The 24,709-nt window shown below is 73.3% G+C and carries 26 protein-coding genes; 6 read left to right on the top strand and 20 right to left on the bottom strand.

Going from position 1 to position 24,709, the window contains the following annotated elements:
* Nucleotides 1–13: 13 nt before the first annotated feature.
* Nucleotides 14–181, bottom strand: a complete 168-nt coding sequence (locus ACIQUT_RS13105; protein WP_184573330.1) for a DUF3117 domain-containing protein — start codon at nucleotides 179–181, stop codon at nucleotides 14–16.
* 343 nt (nucleotides 182–524) lie between these two features.
* Here ACIQUT_RS13105 and ACIQUT_RS13100 point away from each other — a divergent pair, with 343 nt between their 5' ends.
* Nucleotides 525–1,325 carry an enoyl-CoA hydratase/isomerase family protein gene (locus tag ACIQUT_RS13100; RefSeq protein WP_403562425.1) on the top strand — a complete coding sequence of 267 codons (801 nt, stop codon included), beginning with the start codon at nucleotides 525–527 and terminating at the stop codon, nucleotides 1,323–1,325.
* 98 nt (nucleotides 1,326–1,423) lie between these two features.
* Here the strand turns inward: ACIQUT_RS13100 and ACIQUT_RS13095 are convergent, their stop codons facing one another.
* Both ACIQUT_RS13095 and ACIQUT_RS13090 read right to left on the bottom strand, forming a co-directional pair.
* Nucleotides 1,424–2,002 carry a DNA-3-methyladenine glycosylase I gene (locus ACIQUT_RS13095; protein WP_403562423.1) on the bottom strand — a complete coding sequence of 193 codons (579 nt, stop codon included), beginning with the start codon at nucleotides 2,000–2,002 and terminating at the stop codon, nucleotides 1,424–1,426.
* Entirely contained in the window at nucleotides 1,999–2,454 is a 456-nt protein-coding gene (locus tag ACIQUT_RS13090; RefSeq protein WP_403562420.1) for a DivIVA domain-containing protein, read from the bottom strand. Before ACIQUT_RS13090 ends, ACIQUT_RS13095 begins: the two co-directional genes overlap by 4 nt.
* 116 nt (nucleotides 2,455–2,570) lie before the next feature.
* On the opposite strand from ACIQUT_RS13090, the gene folP reads away from it, so the two are divergent.
* Nucleotides 2,571–3,431, top strand: a complete 861-nt coding sequence (folP, locus tag ACIQUT_RS13085) for a dihydropteroate synthase (RefSeq protein ID WP_403562418.1) — start codon at nucleotides 2,571–2,573, stop codon at nucleotides 3,429–3,431.
* A gap of 211 nt (nucleotides 3,432–3,642) precedes the next feature.
* Here the strand turns inward: folP and ACIQUT_RS13080 are convergent, their stop codons facing one another.
* Complete coding sequence (locus tag ACIQUT_RS13080) at nucleotides 3,643–4,410, bottom strand: TIGR00730 family Rossman fold protein (RefSeq protein ID WP_403562417.1); 768 nt, start codon at nucleotides 4,408–4,410, stop codon at nucleotides 3,643–3,645.
* 64 nt (nucleotides 4,411–4,474) lie between these two features.
* Complete coding sequence (gene dapE, locus ACIQUT_RS13075; protein ID WP_403562415.1) at nucleotides 4,475–5,554, bottom strand: succinyl-diaminopimelate desuccinylase; 1,080 nt, start codon at nucleotides 5,552–5,554, stop codon at nucleotides 4,475–4,477.
* A gap of 85 nt (nucleotides 5,555–5,639) precedes the next feature.
* Between dapE and ACIQUT_RS13070 the strand changes: the two genes are divergently transcribed.
* A complete protein-coding gene (locus tag ACIQUT_RS13070; RefSeq protein ID WP_403562413.1) occupies nucleotides 5,640–6,611 on the top strand; it encodes a hypothetical protein in 972 nt (323 codons plus the stop codon).
* Between the two features lie 351 nt (nucleotides 6,612–6,962).
* On the top strand, nucleotides 6,963–7,364 hold the full coding sequence (locus tag ACIQUT_RS13065) for an ATP-binding protein (protein ID WP_403562412.1): 402 nt from the start codon (nucleotides 6,963–6,965) through the stop codon (nucleotides 7,362–7,364).
* Nucleotides 7,365–7,451: 87 nt separating this feature from the next.
* Here ACIQUT_RS13065 and dapC read toward each other — a convergent pair whose 3' ends face one another.
* Nucleotides 7,452–8,546: a succinyldiaminopimelate transaminase gene (gene dapC / locus ACIQUT_RS13060; RefSeq protein WP_403562410.1), complete on the bottom strand. Its 1,095-nt coding sequence runs from the start codon at nucleotides 8,544–8,546 to the stop codon at nucleotides 7,452–7,454.
* A 134-nt stretch (nucleotides 8,547–8,680) separates the two neighbouring features.
* Nucleotides 8,681–9,007: a ferredoxin gene (fdxA, locus tag ACIQUT_RS13055; RefSeq protein ID WP_114054017.1), complete on the bottom strand. Its 327-nt coding sequence runs from the start codon at nucleotides 9,005–9,007 to the stop codon at nucleotides 8,681–8,683.
* Nucleotides 9,008–9,124: 117 nt separating this feature from the next.
* Here fdxA and ACIQUT_RS13050 point away from each other — a divergent pair, with 117 nt between their 5' ends.
* A complete protein-coding gene (locus ACIQUT_RS13050) occupies nucleotides 9,125–10,105 on the top strand; it encodes a GNAT family N-acetyltransferase (protein ID WP_403562408.1) in 981 nt (326 codons plus the stop codon).
* Nucleotides 10,102–10,893, top strand: coding sequence for a transglutaminase-like domain-containing protein (locus ACIQUT_RS13045; RefSeq protein ID WP_403562406.1), 792 nt, complete (start codon nucleotides 10,102–10,104; stop codon nucleotides 10,891–10,893). Before ACIQUT_RS13050 ends, ACIQUT_RS13045 begins: the two co-directional genes overlap by 4 nt.
* Before the next feature lie 40 nt (nucleotides 10,894–10,933).
* Here the strand turns inward: ACIQUT_RS13045 and ACIQUT_RS13040 are convergent, their stop codons facing one another.
* The 13 genes from ACIQUT_RS13040 to ACIQUT_RS12980 form a co-directional block, all read right to left on the bottom strand.
* On the bottom strand, nucleotides 10,934–11,569 hold the full coding sequence (locus ACIQUT_RS13040; RefSeq protein ID WP_403562404.1) for a DNA-binding response regulator: 636 nt from the start codon (nucleotides 11,567–11,569) through the stop codon (nucleotides 10,934–10,936).
* Complete coding sequence (locus ACIQUT_RS13035) at nucleotides 11,566–12,732, bottom strand: sensor histidine kinase (protein WP_403562402.1); 1,167 nt, start codon at nucleotides 12,730–12,732, stop codon at nucleotides 11,566–11,568. The genes ACIQUT_RS13040 and ACIQUT_RS13035 overlap by 4 nt, the downstream gene beginning before the upstream one ends.
* Before the next feature lie 13 nt (nucleotides 12,733–12,745).
* Nucleotides 12,746–13,486 (bottom strand): ABC transporter permease, encoded by a 741-nt coding sequence (locus ACIQUT_RS13030; protein WP_403562400.1) that lies wholly within the window; start codon nucleotides 13,484–13,486, stop codon nucleotides 12,746–12,748.
* Nucleotides 13,483–14,445: an ABC transporter ATP-binding protein gene (locus tag ACIQUT_RS13025; protein ID WP_403562398.1), complete on the bottom strand. Its 963-nt coding sequence runs from the start codon at nucleotides 14,443–14,445 to the stop codon at nucleotides 13,483–13,485. Before ACIQUT_RS13025 ends, ACIQUT_RS13030 begins: the two co-directional genes overlap by 4 nt.
* A gap of 256 nt (nucleotides 14,446–14,701) precedes the next feature.
* The gene (locus tag ACIQUT_RS13020; RefSeq protein ID WP_403562396.1) at nucleotides 14,702–16,633 is read right to left on the bottom strand and encodes a hypothetical protein; all 1,932 of its coding nucleotides are present in this window, start codon (nucleotides 16,631–16,633) and stop codon (nucleotides 14,702–14,704) included.
* A 344-nt stretch (nucleotides 16,634–16,977) separates the two neighbouring features.
* On the bottom strand, nucleotides 16,978–17,361 hold the full coding sequence (locus tag ACIQUT_RS13015; RefSeq protein ID WP_403562394.1) for a DUF6113 family protein: 384 nt from the start codon (nucleotides 17,359–17,361) through the stop codon (nucleotides 16,978–16,980).
* Complete coding sequence (gene mshB, locus ACIQUT_RS13010; RefSeq protein ID WP_403562392.1) at nucleotides 17,358–18,254, bottom strand: N-acetyl-1-D-myo-inositol-2-amino-2-deoxy-alpha-D-glucopyranoside deacetylase; 897 nt, start codon at nucleotides 18,252–18,254, stop codon at nucleotides 17,358–17,360. Before mshB ends, ACIQUT_RS13015 begins: the two co-directional genes overlap by 4 nt.
* 24 nt (nucleotides 18,255–18,278) lie before the next feature.
* Nucleotides 18,279–18,473, bottom strand: a complete 195-nt coding sequence (locus ACIQUT_RS13005; protein ID WP_179174535.1) for a hypothetical protein — start codon at nucleotides 18,471–18,473, stop codon at nucleotides 18,279–18,281.
* 565 nt (nucleotides 18,474–19,038) lie between these two features.
* Nucleotides 19,039–20,109, bottom strand: coding sequence for an ABC transporter ATP-binding protein (locus ACIQUT_RS13000; RefSeq protein ID WP_403562390.1), 1,071 nt, complete (start codon nucleotides 20,107–20,109; stop codon nucleotides 19,039–19,041).
* Nucleotides 20,102–21,085 (bottom strand): ABC transporter ATP-binding protein, encoded by a 984-nt coding sequence (locus ACIQUT_RS12995; RefSeq protein WP_403562388.1) that lies wholly within the window; start codon nucleotides 21,083–21,085, stop codon nucleotides 20,102–20,104. Before ACIQUT_RS12995 ends, ACIQUT_RS13000 begins: the two co-directional genes overlap by 8 nt.
* 11 nt (nucleotides 21,086–21,096) lie before the next feature.
* A complete protein-coding gene (locus ACIQUT_RS12990; RefSeq protein WP_403562386.1) occupies nucleotides 21,097–22,095 on the bottom strand; it encodes an ABC transporter permease in 999 nt (332 codons plus the stop codon).
* Nucleotides 22,088–23,011 carry an ABC transporter permease gene (locus ACIQUT_RS12985; RefSeq protein ID WP_403562384.1) on the bottom strand — a complete coding sequence of 308 codons (924 nt, stop codon included), beginning with the start codon at nucleotides 23,009–23,011 and terminating at the stop codon, nucleotides 22,088–22,090. Before ACIQUT_RS12985 ends, ACIQUT_RS12990 begins: the two co-directional genes overlap by 8 nt.
* Before the next feature lie 40 nt (nucleotides 23,012–23,051).
* Nucleotides 23,052–24,680 (bottom strand): ABC transporter substrate-binding protein, encoded by a 1,629-nt coding sequence (locus ACIQUT_RS12980; RefSeq protein ID WP_403562382.1) that lies wholly within the window; start codon nucleotides 24,678–24,680, stop codon nucleotides 23,052–23,054.
* Nucleotides 24,681–24,709: the final 29 nt, after the last annotated feature.

The following is a 24,709-nucleotide window of genomic DNA, read 5'->3' as shown; positions in this document are numbered from 1 at the left end:
TGGTGCCGACGGGTCAGCCGACGACCTTCTTCAGGGCGTCACCCAGGGCGTTCGCCTCGTCCGGCGTCAGCTCGACGACCAGCCGACCGCCGCCCTCGAGCGGTACGCGCATGACGATGCCCCGCCCCTCCTTGGTGACCTCGAGCGGGCCGTCGCCCGTTCGCGGCTTCATGGCCGCCATGCTCGTTCCCCTTCCTGAAACCAGCTCATCGTCAGCCGACGGCCCCATTCAGGCGCCTGGAAGCCGGCATCGAACACATTGCTTCCAGGCCATTATCCCGCATGTCAGGACCCGATGACCAACATCAGCCGGGAACGCTTGCGCAACGCGCTCTGCCAAAACCACTCATTTCGGGGATCCAGCTGCGATACTTCGCCGCCGCTCCTGCACCCGGCGCCGGCGGACGCCACGCGATTCTTTGACGCACATCACATGCCCCGATCCGGCGATCTCCGCCATGCTGACCCTGTACCGGCCAGTATCGATCCGCTGGCCGCCCGCGACGGAGGGGACACCACCTGCCATGGCCGACACCGTGCTGTACGACGTGACCGACGGGCTCGCGACGATCACGCTGAACCGCCCGGACGCGATGAACTCGCTGAACACGGAGCTGAAGGTCGCCCTGCGGGACACCCTGCAGGCGGCGGGCGCCGACCCGGCCGTGCGGGCGGTCCTGCTGACCGCCACCGGGCGGGCCTTCTGCGTGGGCCAGGACCTGAAGGAGCACGTGGGGAACCTGGAGGCGGCCCGGCAGTCCGGCTCGGGCAACGCGCTGAGCACCGTGAGCGAGCACTACAACCCCGTCGTGCGGGCGATCGCGGAGATGCCGAAGCCGGTGGTCGCCGGGGTCAACGGCGTCGCCGCCGGGGCGGGCTTCGGCTTCGCGCTGGCCGCGGACTACCGGGTGGTGGCCGACACCGCGAGCTTCACCACCGCCTTCGCCGGGGTCGGGCTGTCCGCGGACTCCGGGCTCTCGTGGACGCTGCCGCGGCTGATCGGCCCGAGCCGGGCGGCGGACCTGCTGCTGTTCCCGCGGTCGATCACCGCGCAGGAGGCGGCGGAGCTCGGCCTCGTGAACCGGCTCGTGCCGGCGGCGGAGCTCGCGGACACCGCGGCCGGGGTCGCACGGCGGCTGGCGGACGGCCCGACCGTCGCCTACGCCGGGCTGAAGGAGGCGCTGGCGTTCGGGGCGGGTCGGTCGCTCGCCGAGGCGCTGGAGAAGGAGGACGAGCTGCAGACGCGGTCGGGCGCCTCCGAGGACCACGCGATCGCGGTCGCGGCCTTCCTGGCCAAGGAGAAGCCGAAGTACACGGGGCGCTGAGCCGGTCGCTCCGCGGGAGGCGCGATGGGCCGGCTGCCTCTGCGGGCCCGTCGTGGCCGGTCGCGCAGTTCCCCGCGCCCCTTCGGGGCGTGCCCCCGTCAGGCGGCGGGGGTACGGGCCGTGCAGGCGGCCAGGTGGTCGTTGACCAGGCCGCAGGCCTGCATCAGGGCGTAGGCGGTGGTGGGCCCGACGAAGCGGATGCCCGCCTTCTTCAGCGCCTTGGCCAGGGCGGTGGACTCGGGCGTCACGGCCGGGATCTCGGAGATGTCCTGCGGCGCCGCGCGGCCCGGTTCCGGGGCGTGGGACCAGATCAGCTCGTCGAGTTCGCCGGGCTCCCACTGTGCGAGGACCTTCGCGTTGGCGAGGGTCGCCTCGATCTTGGCCCGGTTGCGGATGATCCGCTCGTCGGTGAGCAGGCGGGCGGCGTCCTGTTCGTCGTACCGGGCGACGGCCGCGATCTCGAAGTCGGCGAACGCCTTCCGGAAGCCCTCGCGCCGCCGCAGGATGGTCAGCCAGGACAGCCCCGACTGGAAGGCCTCCAGGCACAGCCGCTCGTACAGGGCGTCGTCCCCGTGCACCGGGCGGCCCCACTCGGTGTCGTGGTAGGCGATGTAGTCCTCGGTGGACAGCGCCCACGGGCAGCGCAGGCCGCCGTCGGGCCCGGCGACGGCGCTCACCGCGCGTCCTTGGACAGGTCGACGGCCTCCGCCGCCTCCTCATCGTCGTCGGCTTCGGCAGCCGGGCCGGTCGTGTCAGCGGCAGGCGGGGCAGCGGGGGCGGCGGCCGGGGCCGTCGCGGTGGCGGTGGCGGTCGCACCGGCGGCAGCGGCCGGGGTGGTGCGGTGCGCGGACGCCGCCGCCAGTTCGGCGATCCGCGCGTCGCGCTCGGCGAGCTCGGCCGCGAGCCGCTCCAGCACGTCGTCCACCTCGGCCATGCGGTAGCCGCGGGGCGCCACGGGCAGCCGCAGCGCGTCGATGTCGGCGGGCACCACCGGGCGGCTCTCGGGCAGCGCGTCGGCGACGCGGTCCGGCTCCGCCTCGGGCAGTACGGGCTCCGAGCCGCCGCCGACCACCGCCAGGGTGACCGCGGCGACGACCACGACCAGCGCGATCAGCAAGAACCAGAACACGATCGACTCCCTGAGAGACTCTGGGGGCACCTCCCAGCGGTAGCTGGGGACCACTCCGATCACCAGGTTAAGGTCACAGGCGCGGCGCACGGGCCGCCTGAGGAGGAAAGAACGGGATGCTGCGACTGGGCAGGCGCGAGTTCGACACCCACGAGCCGGTGATCATGGCGATCGTGAACCGTACGCCGGACTCCTTCTACGACCAGGGCGCGACGTTCCGCGACGAGCCCGCCCTGGACCGGGTGGAGCAGGCGGTGGCCGAGGGCGCGGCGATCATCGACATCGGCGGGGTCAAGGCCGGTCCGGGCGAGCACGTGGACGCTGCCGAGGAGGCCCGGCGCACGGTCGGCTTCGTGGCCGAGGTCCGGCGCCGCCACCCGGACGTGGTGATCAGCGTGGACACCTGGCGCCACGAGGTCGGCGAGGCCGTCTGCGAGGCGGGCGCGGACCTGCTCAACGACGCCTGGGGCGGGGTGGATCCGAGGCTCGCGGAGGTCGCCGCCCGGTACGGCGCGGGTCTGGTCTGCACGCACGCCGGCGGCGTCGAGCCGCGGACCCGGCCGCACCGGACCGGGTACGAGGACGTGATGGCGGACATCCTGCGGGTCACGGTGGGCCTGGCCGAGCGGGCCGCGGCCCTCGGCGTCCGGCGGGACGCGATCATGATCGACCCGGGGCACGACTTCGGGAAGAACACGCGGCACTCGCTGGAGGCCACCCGGCGGCTCGCGGAGATGGCGGAGACGGGCTGGCCGGTGCTGGTCTCGCTGTCGAACAAGGACTTCGTCGGCGAGACCCTCGACCGGCCGGTCAAGGAGCGCCTGCTCGGCACGCTGGCCACGACGGCGGTCTCGGCCTGGCTGGGCGCGCAGGTCTACCGCGTCCACGAGGTCGCCGAGACCCGGCAGGTCCTGGAGATGGTCCGCTCGATCCAGGGCCTGCGGGAGCCGGCGGTGGCCCGCCGGGGCCTGGCCTGAGCCCACCCGGCCGACCCAGCCGGGCCGCCGGGCCGCGCGGAACGCGGCCGGGGCGGCGGCGGGTTCGGCCGAGCGGCCGCGGCGAAGCCGACGGCAGTCCGGCAGCGCCCCGAAGGGGCGCGGGGAACGGCGCGACCAGCCACGACCGGGCCGCAGACGATCACCGGACCGGCGCCGGACCCCATCGCGGCACCTCCCGCGGAGCGCTCGGCTACTTGCCGACTTCCTTCGTCACGAGGCTGATCGCCTCGTCCACGTCGTCCGTGACGTGGAAGAGGTAGAGGTCCCGCTCGGAGGCCTTGCCCTGCGCGATCACCGTGTTGCGCAGCCAGTCGACCAGGCCGCTCCAGTACTCCGTGCCGAACAGCACGATCGGGAACCGGGTGATCTTCTGCGTCTGGACCAGGGTCAGGGCCTCGAACAGCTCGTCCAGCGTGCCGAGTCCGCCCGGCAGGACCACGAACCCCTGGCTGTACTTCACGAACATCGTCTTGCGGACGAAGAAGTACCGGAAGTTCAGCCCGAGATCGACGTGCGGGTTGAGCCCCTGCTCGAAGGGCAGCTCGATGCCCAGGCCCACCGAGATGCCGTCGGCCTCCCGCGCGCCCTTGTTCGCCGCCTCCATCGCGCCCGGCCCGCCGCCCGTGATCACCGCGAAGCCGGCCTCGACGAGCGCGCTGCCGATCCGGACCGCGGCCTCGTACTCCGGTGAGCCGGCCGGCGTGCGCGCCGAGCCGAACACGCTGATCGCGGGCGGCAGCTCCGCCAGCGTGCCGAAGCCCTCGATGAACTCCGACTGGATGCGCAGGACCCGCCAGGGATCGGTGTGCACCCACTCGGTGGGGCCGGCCGAGTCCAGCAGCCGCTGGTCCGTCGTGCTGCCGGCCTGCACCTGGCCCCGCCGGCGCAGTACCGGGCCGAGCTGCTGCTCCTCGGGACGCCGGCGGGCGGTCCCGTCGGAATTGCGGTGGTTGCCCATGATGTGCTCCCTCCTGCTGATCGTTGGCCCAGCCTAGGCGCACGAAGGTGAAGGGAAGCGGAATTCAGGAGGTCAGCCAGGCGCGGAGTCGTTCCTCGCAGTGCAGGATCGCCTTGGTCTCCACGCGCTCGTCGACCTTGTGTGCCAGCAGGGCGTCGCCCGGGCCGTAGTTGACCGCCGGGACGCCGAGCGCGCTGAAGCGGGAGACGTCCGTCCAGCCGAACTTGGGCATCGCGCGCCCGCCGACCGCCTCCATGAAGGCGACCGCCGCGGGGTGGGACAGGCCGGGCAGGGCGCCGCCGGAGGAGTCGTCGACGACGAACTCGGCGATGCCGCAGTCCGCGAAGGCCTCCTTGACGTGGGCGAGGGCCTCGGCCTCGCTGCGGTCGGGGGCGTAGCGGAAGTTGACCGTCACCGTGCAGGCGTCGGGGATGACGTTGTTGGCGACGCCGCCCTCGATGCGGACCGCGTTGAGGCCCTCGTGGTACTGCAGGCCGTCGATGACGGGCCTGCGGGGCTCGTACGCGGCGAGCCGGGCCAGGATCGGGGCGGCCGCGTGGATGGCGTTGGAGCCCATCCAGCTGCGGGCGGAGTGGGCGCGCTCGCCGGCGGTGCGCAGCAGCACCCGCAGGGTGCCCTGGCAGCCGCCCTCGACCTCGGCGTTGGACGGCTCCAGCAGGACGGCGAAATCGCCGGTGAGCCAGTCGGGGTGGGCCTCGGCGACCTTGCCCAGGCCGTTGAGGTCGGCGGCGACCTCCTCCTGGTCGTAGAAGACGAAGGTGAGGTCGCGGTTGGGCGCGGGCACGGTGGCCGCGATGCGCAGCTGCACGGCGACGCCGGACTTCATGTCGGTCGTGCCGCAGCCCCACAGGACGCCGTTCTCGTCGAGGCGGGACGGGACGTTGCCGGCGATCGGCACGGTGTCGAGGTGGCCGGCGAGGACGACGCGCTCGGCCCGGCCGAGGTCCGTGCGCGCCACGACGTTGTTGCCGTACCGGTCGACCGTGAGGTGCGGGAGGCCGCGCAGGGCGTGCTCCACCAGGTCGGCGAGGACCTTCTCGTCGCCGCTCACGGACGGGATGTCGACGAGCCGGGCGGTCAGCTCGGCTGCGTCGAGGGCGAGGTCCAGCTCGGATTCGGACATGTCCCGACCCTAACCCGCGCGGCTGCGGCGAACGTCTCATGTCCGCTCACTGGACGCGGCACGTGGCTCAAGTACGGTGGGCCGCGTGTCCCAGAGCGATCTTCCCCGCCCCCGCCGCCGCCGTCGGCTCCGCACGGCCGCCGGCCTGTGCGTCCTGCTCGCCCTCGTCGGCTACCTCGTCGTGCGGTTCGAGTCGATGGGGGGCGGCGGAGCGCCGCACTGCACGGCCTCGGATCTGGCCGAGGACGCTCCCGGCGGGGACTCCCGCCGTACGTACGACATGACTCCGGAGCAGGCGGCGAACGCGGCCACGATAGCCGCCGTCGGCGTCGCCAAGGGGCTGCCGGACCGGGCCGTGACCATCGCCCTGGCGACCGCCATGCAGGAGTCGGCCCTGCGCAACCTCAACCACGGCGACCGGGACTCCCTGGGGCTGTTCCAGCAGCGGCCCTCGCAGGGCTGGGGCACGCCCGAGCAGATCAGGGACCCCGTCTACTCGGCGGGGATCTTCTACGACCGGCTGGCCCAGGTGAAGGGGTACTCGCGGCTGCCGCTGACGGAGGCCGCGCAGAAGGTGCAGCTGAGCGGATACCCGCAGGCGTACGCGAAGCACGAGCCGGACGCGACCGTCCTGACGGCCGCCTTCGCCGGCGCCGGCGAGGTGACCTGCGGCGGGCCGGCGCCGACCGATCCGGGCGACCCGGAGAAGGTCCGGGCGGAGCTGAACCGGATCTTCGCCAAGACCGGCCTGCACAGCAGCCCGGCGGAGCCCTCCCGGGCCGCCGGGGGGCCGGGCGGGATCGAGGAGCGCGAGATCACCGTCGTGGAGAAGCAGGACGGCGGCGAGCCGGCGCTGCGCGGCAGCCGGGCGGTGGCGGGCTGGGCGGTGGCCAACGCCCGCGGGATGAACATCGTGCGGGTCTCCTACGACCGGAAGGGCTGGATCGCCGGGCAGAAGAAGGGCCGGTGGCAGGACAAGGGCGGCGCCGGGACGTCGGGCGACGGCGACCCGCACAACGCGACGCAGGGCGAGATCCGGATCTTCGTGAGGCGGTAGCGCTCCGCGGGGGTGCGGAGCTGCCGCGACGGGTTGGCGGTCGGCTGCGGGCCGGTTGTGGCTGATCGCGCAGTTCCCCGCGCCCCTGACGGGGCCTCCTCGGCGCAGTTCCCTGCGCCCCTGACGGGGCCTCGTGCGTGCGTACGGGGCCTCACTCGCGCGGGGGTGATGCGGGCGGCCCTGCCAGCGGCCCGGCGGGCACGGAAGCCCTGGTCGGCGCACATCCAATGCGCTTGTCCCGGAAGCCGATTAAACGATGCGTTACCGATCCTTTACCCAACGGGTCCGCAACCCGCCCCGCCCCGGGAGCGGTTGTAGGGGTGTACTCAGCCGCTACCGCTTAGGAGCAACATGTCCCTCCCCCTGACCCGCCGGATCGCCCGTTCCGCGCTGCTGCTCGCAGCCGGGGCCGCTCCCGTGGTCGGTGCGGCCGGCGCGGCCAGCGCCGCGGGCCTGGACTCGGCCGTGCCGCAGCTGGGCGCTCTCACCGCCCCGGAGGCCGCGGACGCCACCGCCGTCACCGAGGCCCTGCCGGCCGCTCCCGCCGACGTGGCGGGCACCGCGGGCGGCCTGCTCGGCGGGCTCCCGGCCGCCAAGGGCCTGCCGACCGACGTGGTGCCGGCGGGCCAGCTCACGGGCGCGGTGCCGGCCGGCCAGCTCACGGGCGCGGTGCCGGCCGGCCAGCTCACCGGCGCGGTCCCGGCCGACGCGGTGGGCGCCCTGCCGCTGGGCGGGCTGCCGCTGGGCGGCTGACCACCGCCCGCGAAGGCCCGAGGGGCCGGGAGTGCGCACTCCCGGCCCCTCGGGCTGTGTCCGCAGACTCTTACGCCCGCGCCCGCGTCAGGCGAGCCGCTTGACGGCGGCCTCGACGCGCTCGTCCGTGGCCGTGAACGCGACGCGGACGTGCTGTGCGCCCGCCTCGCCGTAGAAGTCGCCGGGCGCGACCAGGATGCCGAGCCCGGCGAGGTGGGCGACGGTGTCCCAGCAGGGCTCGTCGCGGGTCACCCACAGGTAGAGGCTGGCCTCGCTGTGGTCGACCCGGAAGCCGTGCGCCACGAGCGCCGCGCGCAGCGCCTCGCGCCGCGCCGCGTAGCGGGCGCGCTGCTCCTCGACGTGCGCGTCGTCGCCGAGCGCCGCCACCGTGGCCGCCTGCACCGGGGCGGGGGTCATCATGCCGCCGTGCTTGCGGATCTCCAGCAGCTCGCCGAGGACGCCGGCGTCGCCCGCGATGAACGCGGCCCGGTAGCCGGCCAGGTTGGACCGCTTGGACAGCGAGTGGACGGCGACGAGGCCCTCGTAGGAGCCGCCGCACACGTCGTCGTGGAGCACCGAGACGGGCTCGGCCTCCCAGCCCAGCTCCAGGTAGCACTCGTCGCTGAAGACCAGGATCCCGTGCTCGCGCGCCCAGGCGACGATCCGGACCAGCTCGTCCTTCGGGATGACCTTCCCGGTGGGGTTGGACGGGGAGTTCAGCCACAGCAGCTTGATCCCGGCCGGGTCGAGCTCGGTCGGGTCGTCGTAGACGACGGCCTCGGCCCCGCACAGCCGCGCCCCGACCTCGTAGGTCGGGTAGGCGAGCCGCGGGTAGGCGACCTTGTCCCCGGCGCCCAGGCCCAGCTGGGTGGGCAGCCAGGCCACCAGCTCCTTGGAGCCGACGACCGGCAGGACGTTGCGGTGTCCGGCGGCGCTCGCGCCGAGCCGGCCGCGCAGCCAGCCGGTGATCGCGTCGCGCAGCGCGGGCGTGCCCCACACGGTGGGGTAGCCCGGGGAGTCGGCGGCCGCGACCAGGGCGCTCTGGATCAGCTGCGGCACCGGGTCCACGGGCGTGCCGACCGACAGGTCGACGATGCCGTCCGGGTGCGCCGCGGCCGTCGCCTTGTACGGCTCCAGCTTGTCCCAGGGAAAGACGGGAAGACGTGCGGATACTGCGGCCACGGTGCTCTCTGCTCTCTCGTGCGTGCCGGCCTGGCTGCCGGAACTGCGTGCCGGGACGGGGACAAACGGCTCGGTCCCGCCCGGCGCGGGGCCGTACGGGACCGAGAATGGCGTGCTGCCGTGGGCTGCGGCCGTCAGTGGCCTTCGCCCATGGGCGGCAGCGCGGCGATGAAGGGGTGATCCCGCTCGATCAGGCCCAGCTTCGAGGCACCACCGGGCGAACCGAGCTCGTCGAAGAACTCGACGTTCGCCTTGTAGTACTCCTTCCACTCCTCCGGAGTGTCGTCCTCGTAGAAGATGGCCTCGACCGGGCAGACCGGCTCACAGGCACCACAGTCGACGCACTCGTCCGGGTGGATGTACAAGGACCGCTGGCCCTCGTAGATGCAGTCGACGGGGCACTCTTCGATGCATGCCTTGTCCTTGACGTCGACACAAGGCTCCGCGATGACGTAGGTCACGCTCTCGTTCCTCCTCGGTAGGGCTGTCCATATCGCGCGGGAGCGCGGCGTCGTCGATGCCCACGCCTAGTATCTCCGTTCCCGGGCACGATCCGAACAGGAGGGGCGGACAGAGCTGTGGAAATCGCGGCAGGCGGGCTGCTGGAGATCCGTATTACCCCGGCTGACGTGGGTAAACGAGTCTCTGTACGACGGGTGGAAAGCGGCTCGAAGACGGCGCCCGCGTTCACCGATACGGTAGGCGTTCTCACATCGTGGGAACAGGGTGTGCTGACGATCACACGAAAGAGCGGCGAGTCGGTCCGCATCGCGGAATCGTCGCTGGTGGCGGGCAAGGTGGTGCCGGCCGCGCCGGCCCGGCGGCGGGGCCCCGCGGCCTCGTTCGAGGAGCTGGCGCGGGTCGGGGCGCGGGCCTGGCAGCCGCTGGAGAGCGAGCCGCTGGGCGGCTGGACGCTGCGCGCGGCCGCGGGGTTCACCCGGCGGGCCAATTCGGTGCTGCCGCTCGGCGACCCGGGGATACCGCTGGACGAAGCACTCGCGCGGGTGACGTCCTGGTACGCGGAACGCGAACTTCCGGCATATGTGCAGGCCGCCACGGGGGCGGCCGGCACCCAGGAGGTGCTCTGCGCCGGCCTGGAGCGGCGGGGCTGGGTCCGCGAGGTGTCGGCCGAGGTCCGCATCGCGGCGCTGGCGCCGCTCGCGGACACGGCCGCCGACACCGCGCGGGTCGTGCTGTCCCGCACCCCCGACGAGGAGTGGCTCGGCCGGTACGGGCGGGTGGCCGACCCGGCGGTGGCCCGCCGGGTGCTGGCCGCCGGGCCGTCGGTCTGGTTCGCGGCGGTGCCCGGGCGGGCGATCGGCCGGCTCGTGGCCGACGGCCGGTGGGCCGGTTTCGCAGCCGTCGAGGTCGACCCGGCGCACCGGCGCGAGGGCCTGGCCACGGCCGTGATGGCGGCGCTGGCCGCGCGGGCCCTGGAGGAGGGCGCCTCGGCGGCCTGGCTGCAGGTGGAGACGGACAACGCGGCGGCCCGGGCGCTGTACGAGGGCATGGGCTTCGCGCCGCACCACACCTACCACCACTACCGGGCCGCCCGATGAGCGCGCGGAACCGGGAGCTGTTCGCCGAGGAGGCCCGCTCGGAGCGGCCCGACCTGGCGGTGCTGTGCCTGCTGCTGGCGGCCGAGGCGGACCCGGAGCTCGACGAACGGGCCATGGACTGGGCGCAGATCGAGCTGGACCGGCTCGCGGGCATGCTGCCGTACGGGCTGCGCGGCGCGCGGGCCTGGGCCTCGGCCGTGACGGAGCTGCTGGGCGGGCGGCTGGGCTTCCACGGCACGCCCGCGGATTACGGCAGGCTGTCGTCCTCGCTGCTGCACGAGGTGCTGCGGCGGCGCCGGGGCCTGCCGATCCTGCTGTCCGTGGTGTGGATGGAGGTCGCGCGGCGGGCGGGTGCCCCCGTGTACGGGCTCGGGCTGCCCGGGCACTTCGTGGTGGGCTTCGGCGATCCGGAGGAGGGGGTCGTCGTGGACCCGTTCGCCGGCGGTGCGTCTCCGGGCACGGGTCCGGCGGAGCTCGCGGCCGGGCCGCGCACCCCGGCCGGGACGCTGGAGATCGTCCTGCGGATCCTGAACAACATCCGGGCGTGGGCGTCGGCGCGGCCCGAGCAGTCGGCGGTCGCGCTGTGGTCGCTGGACCTGTCGCTGCTGCTGCCCTCGCACCCGGCGTCGCTGCGCTACGAGCGGGCCCGGCTGCTCGTGGAGCGCGGGGAGTTCCGTACGGGCGCGGCGGAGCTGGAGGCGTACGCGGAGGTGGTCGCGGTGGTGGACGCCGAGGCCGCGGCGCGGATCCGGTCGGAGGCCCTCTCGGCCCGCGCCCTGCTCAACTGAGGGCGGGCCGGACCGTGCCGGTGCCGGGCGGCGTCCTCCGTCAGAGCCAGCCCTTGTCGCGGGCCGCGCGGGCCGCTTCGGCGCGGTTGCGGGAGGCCAGCTTCTGGATCGCGGTGGACAGGTAGTTGCGGACCGTGCCCTGGGAGAGGTGCAGGGCGGCGGCGAGTTCCGCGTTGGTCGCACCGTTCTCGGCGGCCCGCAGGACCTCCCGCTCGCGGTCGGTCAGCGGGTTCGCGCCCTCCGCGAGGGCGGCCGCCGCCAGCACCGGGTCGATGACCCGCTCCCCCGCCAGGACCTTGCGCACGGCGTCGGCGAGCTGCGCGGCCGGGGCGTCCTTGACCAGGAACGCCGACGCCCCCGACTCCATGGCGCCGCGCAGGTAGCCGGGCCGGCCGAAGGTGGTCAGGACGACGATCCGCAGGCCGGGCAGTTCCGCCCGCAGCGCGGCCGCCGCCTCGATGCCGGTCATGCCCGGCATCTCGATGTCGAGCAGGGCCACGTCCACGTCGTGGGCACGGGCGGCGGGCACCACCTCGTCGCCGCGGGCCACCTGGGCGACCACCTCGATGTCGGGCTCCAGGCCGAGCAGGGCGGCGAGGGCCTCGCGGACCATGGACTGGTCCTCGGCCAGGAGGATCCGTATCGGGCGTGCCGTCGGCTCCGGCGGGGTCGTCATGATCCGGATCCTAGGGGCACCCGGGCCAGCAGGCGGAATCCGCGCTTGCCGGCGGGACCGGCCGACAGGCTTCCGCCGACGGCTTCCAGACGCTCCGTCAGGCCGGTGAGGCCGTTGCCGGGGACCGGGTGGCCGCCCGTGCCGTCGTCGGACACGCACAGCTCGACGAGCGGTCCGGCCAGGGTCTGCTGCGCCTCCAGGGTGACCGTGCACCGCTTGGCGCCGCTGTGCCGGACCACGTTGGTCACCGCCTCGCGCAGCGACCAGGCCAGGGCCGCCTCGGCGTCCTCGGGGAGGCCGTCCGGGGGGAGGCCGTCCGCGCCCGCGGCGGGGAGGTCCGCGAAGACGCCGGCCGCCGTCAGGGCGGTCTTCGCCCCGGCGAGTTCGCCGGGCAGCGTCGCCCGCCGGTAGCCGCTGACGGCCTCCCGCACGTCGACCAGCGCCTGCCGGCCGACCCGCTCGATGTCGGCGACCTGCCGGGCCGCCCGCTCGGGGTGGTCGGGCAGCATCCGGCCGGCCAGCTCGCTCTTGAGCGTGATCAGGGACAGCGAATGCCCCAGCAGGTCGTGCAGGTCGCGGGCCATCCGCAGGCGCTCCTCGTTGGCCGCGAGCTGCGCCACCGTGGCCCGGGCCTCGCGCAGTTCCACGGTGGTGCGGATCATCGCGCGGACGCCGACCATCGCGTACCCGCCCATCAGGGCCGGGATCAGCAGGTCGGCGAGGTCCTCGCCGCCGCCGGGCACGGCGCCCGCGGTCGCCGCCAGCAACGCGGTCGCGCCGGGCACCGTCCAGCGGGAGAGCTTGCCGGGCAGGGCGGCGCCGGAGGCGATCGACACGTACACGAAGAGCACGAGCCATTCCCGGCCCAGCGTCAGGCACAGGGTCCCGGCCAGGCCGGAGAGCAGCACGACGGAGCACACGGCCCACGGCACCGCGACCGGCCGGCCGGCGCGGATGGCGAGGGCCAGGTACCAGGCGGTGAAGCCGGCCAGGCCCAGGCCGCCGAGGATCCGGGCCACGGTGCCGTGGCCGCCGTGGACCAGGTCGCCGACGGGGGCGCTGAGGTAGAAGAGCCACAGGCCGATCCACACCGCCTTCACGGCCTTCTGGCGCCGGTTCTCCGGCCGGACCGGCCCCCGCTCCGGTCTGACCTGCGTGCTCACGCTCTCCACCCCGTCATGCCTTCAGCGAGTCCTTGCGGTACAGCCAGGCGGCGGCACCGGTGAAGAGTACGAAGTACACCGCGAGGATGGCCACGTCCTTCATGTGGGGGGCGCCGCCGAGCTCGATGGCCTGGCCGAGTCCCGCGTAGGCGTGGGTCGGCAGCCACGCGCAGATGTCCTGGAGCCACCGGGGGAAGGCGGCGGTGGGCATCCACAGGCCGCCGAGGATGGACAGGCCGAAGTAGAAGAGCATCGCCAGGGGGCGGGCGGTGTCCCCGTTGGCCAGGTAGCCGATGGCCACGCCGAGGGCGGCGAAGACCAGGCTGCCGGCCCAGATGGAACCGGTCAGGGCGAGCCACTGCCAGGCCTCGAACCGGACGTCCTTGACGACGGCGGCGGTGACGAACACGGCGAGGATGGAGGGCAGGGACAGCACGCCGGCGCTCGCGGTCTTGGCGAGGACGTAGCCGCGGCCGGGCAGGGCGGTCAGGCGCAGCTGGCGGACCCAGCCCTGCTCGCGCTCCTTGGCGATGCGCTCGCTGTTGCCCATCAGGACGGCGGTCAGGGCGCCGAAGGAGGCCATGGCGACCATGTAGAAGGCGGGCATGGTCAATTCGGTGCCCATGACCTCGGTGGTGCCGCTCAGGGTGCCGCCGAGCATCAGGAACAGGGCGGCGGGGTAGAGCACGGTGAAGAACAGGTACTTCTTGTTGCGCAGGGCACGGGCTGTTTCGAGTGTGACGAGCTCGGTCATGACGCTGCGGCCTCCTCGGCCTCGGTGAGGGCGATGAAGGCCTGTTCCAGGCCCAGCCCGGCGACTTCCAGGTTGCGGGGGTGGAGCCCCAGGGCGTAGAGGGCGTGCACGGTGGCGTCGGCGTCGGCCGACTGGAGCCGGACCGTATCGCCGTTGCGTTCGTAGGCGGTGAGGTGCGGCAGGGTGCGCAGCGCGGACTCGTCGCCCCGGGCGTCGGCGTCGAGGTCGAAGGAGATCCGGCGGGCGCCGGCGCGGGCCTTGATCTCGGCGGCGGTGCCGTCGGCGAGCACCCGGCCCTTGGTGAGGACGACGACGCGGTCGGCGATCGCGTCGGCCTCCTCCAGGTAGTGCGTGGCGAACAGGACGGTGCGGCCCTGCGCGGCCTGCTCGCGCAGGGTGGCCCAGAAGGCCTGGCGGGAGGTGACGTCCATGCCGGTGGTGGGCTCGTCGAGGACGATCAGGTCGTTGCGGCCGGCGGTGGCGAGGGCGAAGCGGACACGCTGCTCCTGGCCGCCGGAGAGCTTGTTGACCTTGCGGTCGGCGATCCCGGCGATGCCGGCGCGGCTGAGCACCTCGTCGACCGGGTGGCGGCGCGGGTGCAGGGCGCAGCCGAGGGCCACGACCTCCCGGACCGTCACCTCCTCCATCAGGCCGCCGCTCTGGAGCATGGCGCCGACCCGGCCGGCGGCGATGGCCTCGCGCGGCTCGGTGCCGAAGAGCCGGACGGTGCCGGAGTCGGCGGGGCGCAGGCCGAGGAGGAGGTCGAGGGTGGAGGACTTGCCCGCGCCGTTGGGGCCGAGCAGGGCGACGGTCTCGCCCGGGTGGAGGTCGAAGGAGAGGCCGTCGACCGCCCGAACGGAGCCGTGGCTCTTGGTCACGTTGCTGAAGCTCACCACGGGGGCGGCGCCGGGTCCGGTGTCCCTCACGGCGGCGGCGGTGTGCGCCGGGGTCGTCGTCATGGCCCACATCGTGGCCGGTCAGGGGGTGTGCGCGGCAGTGTCCGGCGTCGTGGGGAGCGGATGACGGATGTCATGCGGCCGACGTGACGGGGCGGCATGACAGGGGGGCGGGCGGGGCGGACCGCGGGGTGCGGGGCGGACCGCGGGGGGGGCGGCCGAGCGCGGGCGGTTGCGGGCGGGGCGGGCGGCGGGACGCGGACGGCCCCCGTCCGGGGGTCCGGGCGGGGGCCGTGCGGTGCCGGGCGGCGGGGTCCGGTCAGCTGGGGTTGGTGTCGATCGTCGCGGTGCGTTCGGCGGCGGTCTTGCCGCGCAGGGCCTTGCCGAGGGCGCCGGCCACGTCCTGCGGGGTGACCGGGGTCTTGTCGCCGGTGCCGCGGGTGATCAGGATGCCGTCGAAGGTGTTGCCGTACGTCGTCTTGAGCGCTTCGAGGTCGTACTTCTCGACCAGGCGCCCCTCGACCACCTGCATGCTGAGGATCTTGGGCAGCGACTTGGGGCCGAAGGCGAGGGCCTTGGGGCCGACCTTGACCGTGGCGATGCCGGACATGGCGGGCTCGGCGAACTCCTTCATGGCCCGGTCCAGTTCGGCTTGGCCGACGGCCGGCTCCTTGTTGGCGACCGGGAGGTCGAGGGGGGCCGTCTTGCCGGTGGCGACCATCTCGCGGAAGGCCTTCGCGACCAGGTCGGCGGAGGCGCCCGCGTCGAGGGTGGTGCCGGCCTTGCCGGGGACGGCGACGGCCTTGCCCGTGTCGAACTTGATGGTGCCCTCGGTGACGGTGCCGGCGGTGCCGGCCAGCTCCTGGAGCGCGACCCGGAGCTTCTCGTCGTCGACGGGCAGCACGGGGTCGGCGACGCGCTGGTTGCCGAGGAGCGAGCCGATGACCGTGATGGGGTTGTAGTCGCTGCCGGCGGCGTTGCGGACGGTGGTCGGCGCGTCGAGGGACAGGCCGGCCTTCTCCGGCTTGAGCTCGACCCTGTTGCCGCCGACGGTCAGCTGCAGCGGGGTGGCGGCGCGGTTGCCGAACGCCGTCTGGAGCTTGCCGACGGCCTCGTCGCGGCTGCCGCCGATGTCGACGCCGAGGACGGTGGTGCCCTTGGGGACGTCCGAGTGGTTCAGGAGCAGCCCGGCGCCGTAGGCGACGCCGAACAGGGCGAAGACGCCGCCGCCGAGCAGGACCAGCTTGGAGCGGGCCTTGGCCACCTTGGTCGGCTTGGGGGCGGGCTTCGGCGCGGCCGGGCGCGCCGGGGCCGGCCGCGGGCTGCGCGGGGCGGAGGCACCGGGTGCGCCCGGGCCCGGCGGGGGCACCGGCGCGGCCATCGGGTCGTCCATGCCGGGGCCGGGCCAGCGCGGTGCCTCGTCGGCGCGGGGGCCGCCCAGGGGGGTGCTGCCCAGGGCGGGGCCGCCGGTGGGGCCGGCCGGGCCCGCGGGGGCGTCGAAGGGCGGGAACTGCTCGGTGGCGGGTCCGCCGTCGCCGGGGAAGGCCGGGAAGCCCTGGGTGGCGTCGGCACCGGGGCCGCCGGGCGCGCCGGGGCGGTCGTAGCCGGGGCCGTCGAAGCCGGGGCCGTCGAAGCCGGGGCCGGCCGGGGCGGCCGCCTGCGGGGCACCGGGGAAGTCCTGTACCGGGCCGCCGGGGAAGTCCTGCGCCGGGGCGCCGGGGCGCGGGCCGGGGGCCGCGGGGGCGCCCGGGGCGAAGCCGGCCGCCGGGGCGCCGCCGCGCGCGGCCGCGCCGGGCCGGGCCGGCGGGGCGGGCGTACGGACCGGGAGCGGGGCCGGGGCGGGGCCGGACGCGGCCGGGGAGCGGGTCGGCAGGGGCGCGGCCGGGGCAGAGGCCTGGGCGGGGGCGGGTGCGGCTGCCCGCGGCTTGCGGGGGGCGAACCAGTTGGCCCCGGTGTCGTCCTGTTCGGCGGCCGCCGCGGGTGCGTCCGACGCGGCGCGCACGGCGGGTGCGGCGGACGAGGCCGGCCCGGCGGTCAGTGCGCGGGGCGACCCGGGCGCCGACGGGCGCGCGGGCGCGGCCTCCGCCTCGGGCTGCGCGTCCCGGCCCTTGTCCGCGTCGGCGGCGACCGGCTTGCGTACGACCACCGGCGGGATCGGCCGCGAACCCGGGATGTTGATCCGGATACGGGTCGTCAGGGTGGTCTCGGTCTTCGGCCCGTCGGTGTCGGGCGTGGACGGGTTCGAGGTCACAGAGTTCTCCTCCGAGGCAGTCGCCGCTGTGTCCGCGGACGGGTGCTGGCCGGTTCCGTACGGCTGGGTACCCGAGGGGTATGCGGCTCCTCCGCGCCCCTGGGGCCCGGAGGTCGGACTGTCGGTTTCACGACTCAAGGCAGGTTCTCCCGGTTGGCTCCGCCGCCCGTCATACCGTGCGCGGGCAGCTCGGCGGCCCGACCACCATACTGTCCGCGGCCGGAACGCAACTGACCTAGGGGAATCAGAGGTTCCCCTTCGCCTCCCTCCAGCCTCCGGCGCACACCGGGCGCGACCGGCCCCAACACCCCGAAGCGGACACCCCGCCCGAGTTCAACGGCCTGTCACCTGGCGCGCGGCGCGGCCGAAACCGGCCGGTCGAACGGGTTGCCCAGGGTGGCACACATCACAGCCGCGACGGTTCCGCCCAAAAGGTATACGTACATGCCGATTGCGGACGAACTCAGGAGGAAGTCGCCCTCGGGGCGCGGGACGCCGAGGGCCACGTACGCCAGGAGCCAGCCGACCGCCGCCGCGCCCACCCCGATGCCTGTGCCGGTCGCGATCCGGCCGCCGAGGAACAGCCCGAAGAGCGCGAGCAGCGCCAGCGCCACACCGGCGGGGAACCACAGGTCGACGACCGCCCAGCCGGCCAGGCCGGTCAGCAGGCCGAGCACCGACAGCCCGAGGAGGACGGCGATCCGCCCCGCGGTCCACGCCCGGGTCACGCCCCGACCCCCGCGAACAGGTCGTGCTCGCGCTCGCCGGCCGGGGCGCCGGGGCTGCCCTGGACCAGCTCGTAGTACTCGCGGGCGAACAGGGGCTGCGCCAGGTCGTTGGAGAGCGCGAAGAAGGGGCCGTCCACGGCGATCTGGGTGGCGTGCGCCCGCATCGCGGCTGCCTTGGCCGCCACGGCCGGCTCGCCGGCGGCGATCTCGGCGGTGATGAGCTCGTCGGCGACGACGCCGGGCACGTCCTCCGGCGAAGCCAGGCCCGGGAAGGGGGTCTTGGTGCCGGCCGCGCGCAGCCGGGCGAAGCCCTCCTCGACCACCGAGCGCGGCACCCGGTTCCAGTAGACCTTCCCGACCGCGTGCGGGTCGCCGAGGTCGCGCCGGTAGGCGGGCTCCGCGGCCAGCTCCACGGCGCGCGTGGCGACGCGGTGGGCCTGGATGTGGTCGGGGTGTCCGTAGCCGCCGTCCGGGTCGTAGGTCACGAGGACCTGCGGGCGCAGCTCGCGGATGACCTCGACGAGGTACGCGGCGGCCTCGTCGACGTCCGCCGACCAGAAGGAGCCGGGGCGCTGGTTCTGCTCCAGCCCCATCATCCCGGAGTCGCGGAAGCGGCCGGGGCCGCCGAGGAACCGGTGGTCGGTGACCCCGAGTTCCGCCATGGCCGCGGCCAGCTCGCCGATGCGGTGGGTGCCGAGGGTGTCGTCGCGGTCGGCCGCCAGGTGGGCGAGGCCGGGCGGGATGACCTCACCCTCCTCGCCGAGGGTGCAGGTCACCAGCGCGACGTGGGCGCCCTCGGCCGCGTACTTGGCCATGGTGACGCCGTTGTTGATCGACTCGTCGTCCGGGTGTGCGTGCACGAAGAGCAGACGACGGGCGGGAAGACCGTTCATGGGGCAAGACTAACGAGCAACGGCCTACAACTTGAGGCCACTGATCATGCTCGCCACATTCGAGGTCAGCTGGGAGAGCGTCGGCGCAATGGTCGAGCTCGCGAGATAGAAACCGAGGAGCACACAGACAGCGGCGTGTCCCGCCTTCAGGCCCGACCGGCGGACCAGCAGGAAGACGACGATAGCCAGCAGCACCACGGCCGAGATCGAGAGTGCCACGGCGTTTCACCTCCACGACGAGCGGACATCGGTACGCGTACTCGTACTCAGTGCTCGGCGGAGTCATACCCACCGTGCGCTACGGATCATAACTATCCGTACCAGCGCATCGATCGAAATCCGGCAGCACGAGGGGCGCACGCCGCGCATGCGCAGGGTCACGGGGGTGGCCGGCCGGGGGGCACGGACGGCCCCCCGGCCGGTCGTCGGCACCCGCACGGCCGCACGGAACCCAGACTGCCGTGCCCATATCTCCGGACAGAAACGGTCAAGTTGCCTGCATGTAAAGCGGGTTGGCCGAACGGCGGACGGCCGGCGGATTCTGCGGTGCGTGCGCGGCCGCCACGCGGTGGAATCACCGCCCTGGCCGGAAATAACCGGTGGCACAAAGGTCCGACCGGTCTTCTCGCGCCGAATGCGTCAGAACGGTACGGGTTCGGCGGGTCGTATTCCGGCCCGCCGGGCGTCAGCGCGAGCCCGTCACCCGTGCGCCCCGGACTGCGCTCCTGCGCCGACGGGTGCGCTCCTCCATTCGGCGCAGGGCGGCCGGGGGCGGGCCGAGCCGCTAGTCCTCCTCCGGACCGGGCGGGGGTGCGGGCGGCGGCGGCAGGTCCCCCGGCTGCGGCACCACCTGCTTCTCGGCCGCGAAGTGGCAGGCCGAGGGGTGCGCCGCCGGGCCCGAGGGGAAGACCGCCGGGACCGCCAGCAGCGGGACCTCGTCGGTGCAGCGGCGCTGGGCCTTCCAGCAGCGGGTGCGGAACGGGCAGCCGGACGGCGGGTTGGCGGGCGAGGGGACGTCCCCGGTCAGGATGATCCGCTCCCGGTGGGCCCGCGCCTCGGGGTCCGGGACGGGGACGGCCGACAGCAGGGCCTGGGTGTACGGGTGGGTGGGGTGGTCGTAGATCTCGGTGTCGGTGCCGATCTCCACCACCCGGCCGAGGTACATCACCCCGACCCGGTCGGAGATGTGCCGGACGATGGACAGGTCGTGCGCGATGAACACGTACGACAGGTCGAATTCCCTCTGCAGCCGCTCCAGCAGGTTGACCACCTGCGCCTGCACCGACACGTCGAGCGCGGAGACCGGCTCGTCCGCCACGATGACCTCCGGCCGCAGGGCGAGCCCGCGGGCGATGCCGATGCGCTGGCGCTGGCCGCCGGAGAACTGGTGCGGGTAGCGGTTGATGTACTCGGGGTTCAGGCCCACCACGTCCAGGAGCTCCCGGACGCGCCGGCGCCGGTCGCCCTTCGGGGCGGCCTCGGGGTGGATCTCGTACGGCTCGCCGATGATGTCGCCGACGGTCATGCGCGGGTTCAGCGAGGTGTACGGGTCCTGGAACACCATCTGGATGTTGCGGCGCACCGCCTTCAGGGCCCGGCCGGACAGCTTCGTGATGTCCTCGCCCTTGTACGTGATGGAGCCCGCCGTGGGGCGTTCCAGGTTGACCAGCATCCTGGCCACCGTGGACTTGCCGCAGCCCGACTCGCCGACGATGCCCAGGGTCTCGCCGCGGCCGAGCCCGAAGGAGACGCCGTCGACCGCCTTGACCGCGCCGACCTGCTTCCTGAACAGGATCCCCCGGGTCAGCGGGTAGTGCTTGACCAGGCCGCGGACCTGGAGGATGGGCTCAGCCACCGAGGCACTCCTTCCAGAAGTGGCAGGCGCTCGCGCGCGGCACGGGCACACCGGTGACCGGGTACAGCGGCGGCTCGTCGCTGCGGCACACCGGCTGCGCCATGGGGCAGCGGGGGTTGAAGGCGCAGCCGGGCGGGATGGCGAGCAGGTTCGGCGGCAGGCCCTTGATCGCGTACAGCTCCTGCCCCTTCTGGTCGAGGCGGGGGATGGAGTCGAGCAGGCCGCGGGTGTAGGGATGGGCGGGCGCCTTGTAGATGTCGTGGACCGGGGCCGCCTCGACGATCCGGCCCGCGTACATCACGGCGATCCGGTCCGCGACGTCGGCGACCACGCCCAGGTCGTGGGTGATCAGGATGAGCCCCATGTTCAGCTCGCGCTGCAGCTCCGCGAGCAGGTCCATCACCTGGGCCTGCACGGTGACGTCGAGCGCCGTCGTCGGCTCGTCCGCGATGATCAGGGAGGGTTCCAGGGCCAGCGCCATCGCGATCATGATGCGCTGGCGCATGCCGCCGGAGAACTGGTGCGGGTAGTCCCCCACCCGCTGCTTCGCCGCGGGGATCTTCACCCGCTCCATCAGCTCGACGGCCCCGGCCCGCGCGTCCTTCCGCGACATCCCGCGGTGGACCTCGTACATCTCGCCGAGCTGGGCGCCCACGCTGAGCACCGGGTTCAGTGCGGACAGCGCGTCCTGGAAGATCATCGCCATGTCGGCGCCGCGGATCCTGCGCCGCTCGTCCTCCTTCATCCTCAGCAGGTCCTTGCCCTTGAAGAGGATCTCGCCGCCCGTGATCCGGCCCGGCGGCATGTCGAGGATGCCCATCACCGCCTGGGCGGTCACCGACTTGCCGGAGCCGGACTCCCCGAGCACGGCGAGCGTCTCCCCGGCGTCCACGGCGTAGTTCACGCCGTTGACGGCCCTGGCGACCCCGTCGCGGGTGCGGAACTCCACCTGGAGGTCCCGGACTTCGAGCAGCATGGGCCCGCTCCTCAGCGCAGCTTGGGGTCGAGGGCGTCGCGGACCGCGTCGCCGAGCATGATGAACGCGAGCACGGTCAGGCTCAGCGCGCCGGCCGGCCAGAGCAGCATGTGCGGGGCGTTGCGGATCTGGGGGGCCGCGTTGGAGATGTCGATGCCCCAGGAGACCGTGGGCGGGCGCAGGCCCACGCCGAGGAAGGACAGGGTGGCCTCCAGGGCGATGTACGTGCCGAGCGCGATCGTGGCGACGACGATGACGGGGGCGACGGCGTTGGGCCCCACGTGCCGCAGCAGCAGCCGGGAGTGGCCGGCGCCCAGCGCCCGGGCGGCCTGGACGTAGTCGTTCTCCTTGGCCGTGATGACGGATCCGCGGGCGATGCGGGCCACCTGCGGCCAGCCCAGCAGCACGATGAAGCCGACCACCGGCCAGACGGTGTCGCCGGTGACGACGGACAGGAAGACCAGGCCGCCGAGGACGACCGGGATGCCGAAGAAGATGTCGGCGACGCGGGAGAGGAGCGCGTCGCTCCAGCCGCCGAAGAAGCCGGCGAGCCCGCCGAGCAGCGAGCCGAGCAGCGCGGCCCCGAGGGTGGCGCACACGCCGACGGTGATCGAGGCGCGGGCCCCGTACACGGTGCGGGTGTACACGTCGCAGCCCTGGGTGTCGTAGCCGAAGGGGTGGCCGGGCTCGGATCCCTGCTGCGATTTGGACAGGTCGCACTGGAGCGGGTCGCCGCTCGCGATGAGCTGCGGCCAGATCGCGACGATGACGAGGAAGAGGATCAGCAGGGCGGAGATGACGAAGACGGGGTTGCGGCGGAGCTGGTGCCAGGCGTCGGACCACAGGGAGCGGGCCTTCTCGGCCGGCCCCTTCCGTCCCGGGTCGGGTTCCAGGGTCTTCTCCAGGCTTTCCGCCTCGTCGAGTGCCAGGTCCATCTGTCCGCCCTGTCCTGTGGGTGCGATGGCCTCGTTGTCGCCGGGCTCCAGCGGGTCGTACGCCGGCTCAGGCATAGCGGATCCTCGGGTCCAGGACCGCGTAGAACAGGTCGACGAGCAGGTTCGCCAGCAGGAAGACGATGACGAGGATGGTCACGAACCCGACCACGGTCGGGGAGTTGTTGCGCAGGATGCCCTGGTAGAGCTGGTAGCCGACGCCGTGGATGTTGAAGATCCGCTCGGTGACGATGGCGCCGCCCATGAGGGCGCCGATGTCGGTGCCGATGAAGGTGACGACGGGGATCAGCGAGTTCCGCAGCAGGTGGCGGGTGGTGACCCGGCGGCGCGGCAGGCCCTTGGCGACGGCGGTGCGGACGTAGTCGGCGCGGGCGTTCTCGGCGATGGAGGTCCGCGAGAGGCGGGTGACGTACGCGAGGGACACCAGGGCGAGGACGATGCCGGGCAGGATCAGCTCGTTCAGGGGGGCGTCCGGGGAGACGGTGGGCCGGACCCAGCCCCATTTGACGCCGAAGAGGTACTGGAGCACGTAGCCGGTGACGAACGTCGGGATGGAGATCACGATCAGGGTGAGGACCAGCACCCCGGAGTCGACGGCCCGGCCGCGGCGCAGGCCGCTGATCACGCCGAGGGTGATGCCGACGACGATCTCGATGACGATCGCCACGCAGGTCAGGCGCAGGGTGACGGGGAAGGCCGAGGCCATCAGCTCGGTGACGGGCTGGCCGTTGAAGGCCGTGCCGAAGTCCCCCTGGAAGATCTGGCCCATGTAGTGCAGGTACTGCTCCCACAGGGGGCGGTCGAGGTAGAGGTCCTTGCGGATCCGCGCGGCGGTGGCGGGGTCGGGGGCCTTGTCGCCGAAGAGGGCGGCGACGGGGTCCCCGAGCGCGTACACCATGAAGAAGATCAGGAACGTGCTGCCGATGAACACCGGGATCATCTGGAGCAGCCGCCGGATCACATAACGTCCCACTGGAGCGCTCCGGGGTGTCGGCGGGCCTTGCGGCTGCGGGTCAGCTGACCTTGATCTGGTCGTAGACGGGCACGCTGAACTGGTTGAGCGCCACGTTGGAGAGGCGTTCGGCGTATCCGGCGCTGCCGTTCTGGTACCAGAGCGGGATGGCCGGCATCTGCGCGGCGAGGATCCGCTCGGCGTCCTGGAACTTCGCGATGGCCGCGGCCGGGTCGCCCTCCTGGTTGGCCTCGTCGACGAGCTTGTCGAACTGCGGGTCGCTGAACTTGCCGTAGTTGGAGGAGGCGCCGGTGTAGTACAGCGGCTGGAGGAAGTTCTGGATCAGCGGGTAGTCGGCCTGCCAGCCGGAGCGGAACGGCCCGGTCAGCTTGTAGGAGCTCTGCTGGTTGCGGAAGTCGGCGAAGGTGCCGACCGGGTTGACCGTGCAGACCGGGCCCTGGCCGAGGGCGTTGTTGACGCTGTTGCAGACGGCGTCCATCCAGGCCCGGTGGGATCCGGTGTCCACGTTGGAGGTGAGGGTCATCCGGCCGCCGGGCAGTCCGCCGCCCTCCTGGATGAGCTGCTTGGCGGCCGCCGGGTCGTACGTGCAGGCGTCCCCGCACAGCGTGGGGTTGAAGCCGCCCTTCTCGCCGAGGGCCGGGGAGGTCCAGTCCTTGGCGGGGGTGCGGGTGTCGCGGAAGATCTGCTTGGTGATCTCGTCGCGGTTGATCGCCATGGAGATGCCGCGGCGGACCTTCTCCATGCCCGCCTTGCCCCACTGGGGGTCGTAGAAGGGGAAGGTGAGGGTCTGGATGATGAGGGCCGGCTGGTTGATGTACCGGTCGCCGAGGTCGTTCTTGACGTTCTTCAGCTGCGACGCGGGCACGTCGTCGACGAGGTCGAGGTTGCCGGAGATCAGGTCCGTGTAGGCGGTGTTGTTGTCGGTGTAGACCTTGAGGTCCACGCCGCCGTTGACGGCCTTGTCCGGGCCCGGGTAGCCGTCCCACGTGCGCAGCTTCATCCCGGTGCCCTTGGTGTACGAGTCCACGGTGTACGGGCCGTTGCCGATCGGCTTGTCCAGCCAGGCGGTGTGGTCGGTGAAGAAGGCCTTGGGCAGCGGGGAGAAGGCCTGGTAGCCGAGGGTCTGGGGCCAGGTGGAGAACTTCTTGTCGAGGGCGACGGTGAAGGTCCGGGCGTCCTTGACGACCAGCCCGGACATCGTCTTCGCCTTGGGTTCGCCGGAGACCGGGTGGACCTGGTCGTAGCCGGCGATGTCGGCGAAGAACGGCGCGTTGTTCTGCTTGTTGGTGACGTCCGCCCCGTAGTTCCAGGCGTCGACGAAGGACTGGGCGGTGACCGGCTCGCCGTTGCTGAACGTCCAGCCGTCCTTCACGGTGACGGTGAAGTTCTGGTTGTCGGAGGTCTCGATGTTCTCGGCGAGCATGTTCGTGGCCGCGCCGGTCTTGGGGTCGTAGCGCTTGAGCCCGCGGAAGATCATGTCGAGGACCTTGCCGCCCTGCACCTCGTTGGTGTTGGCCGGCTCCAGGGGGTTCTGCGGGTCGCCCCAGGAGGAGCTGACGATCCCGGACTCGCCGCCCCCGCCGCTGTCGCCCCCGCCTCCGCAGGCCGACGCCGCCAGGACGACGGCGACCGCCCCTGCGGCCCACTTGGCGTGGGTGGCTGCGCGCATCGAGTGCCTCCTCCGGCTACCGGGACTCA

Origin of the sequence: Streptomyces sp. NPDC090445 (genome assembly GCF_044769385.1) — a bacterium.
Lineage (GTDB): Bacteria > Actinomycetota > Actinomycetes > Streptomycetales > Streptomycetaceae > Streptomyces.
The sequence above is the reverse complement of the archived record's forward strand: the minus strand, read 5'-3'. Positions and strand labels throughout refer to the sequence as shown.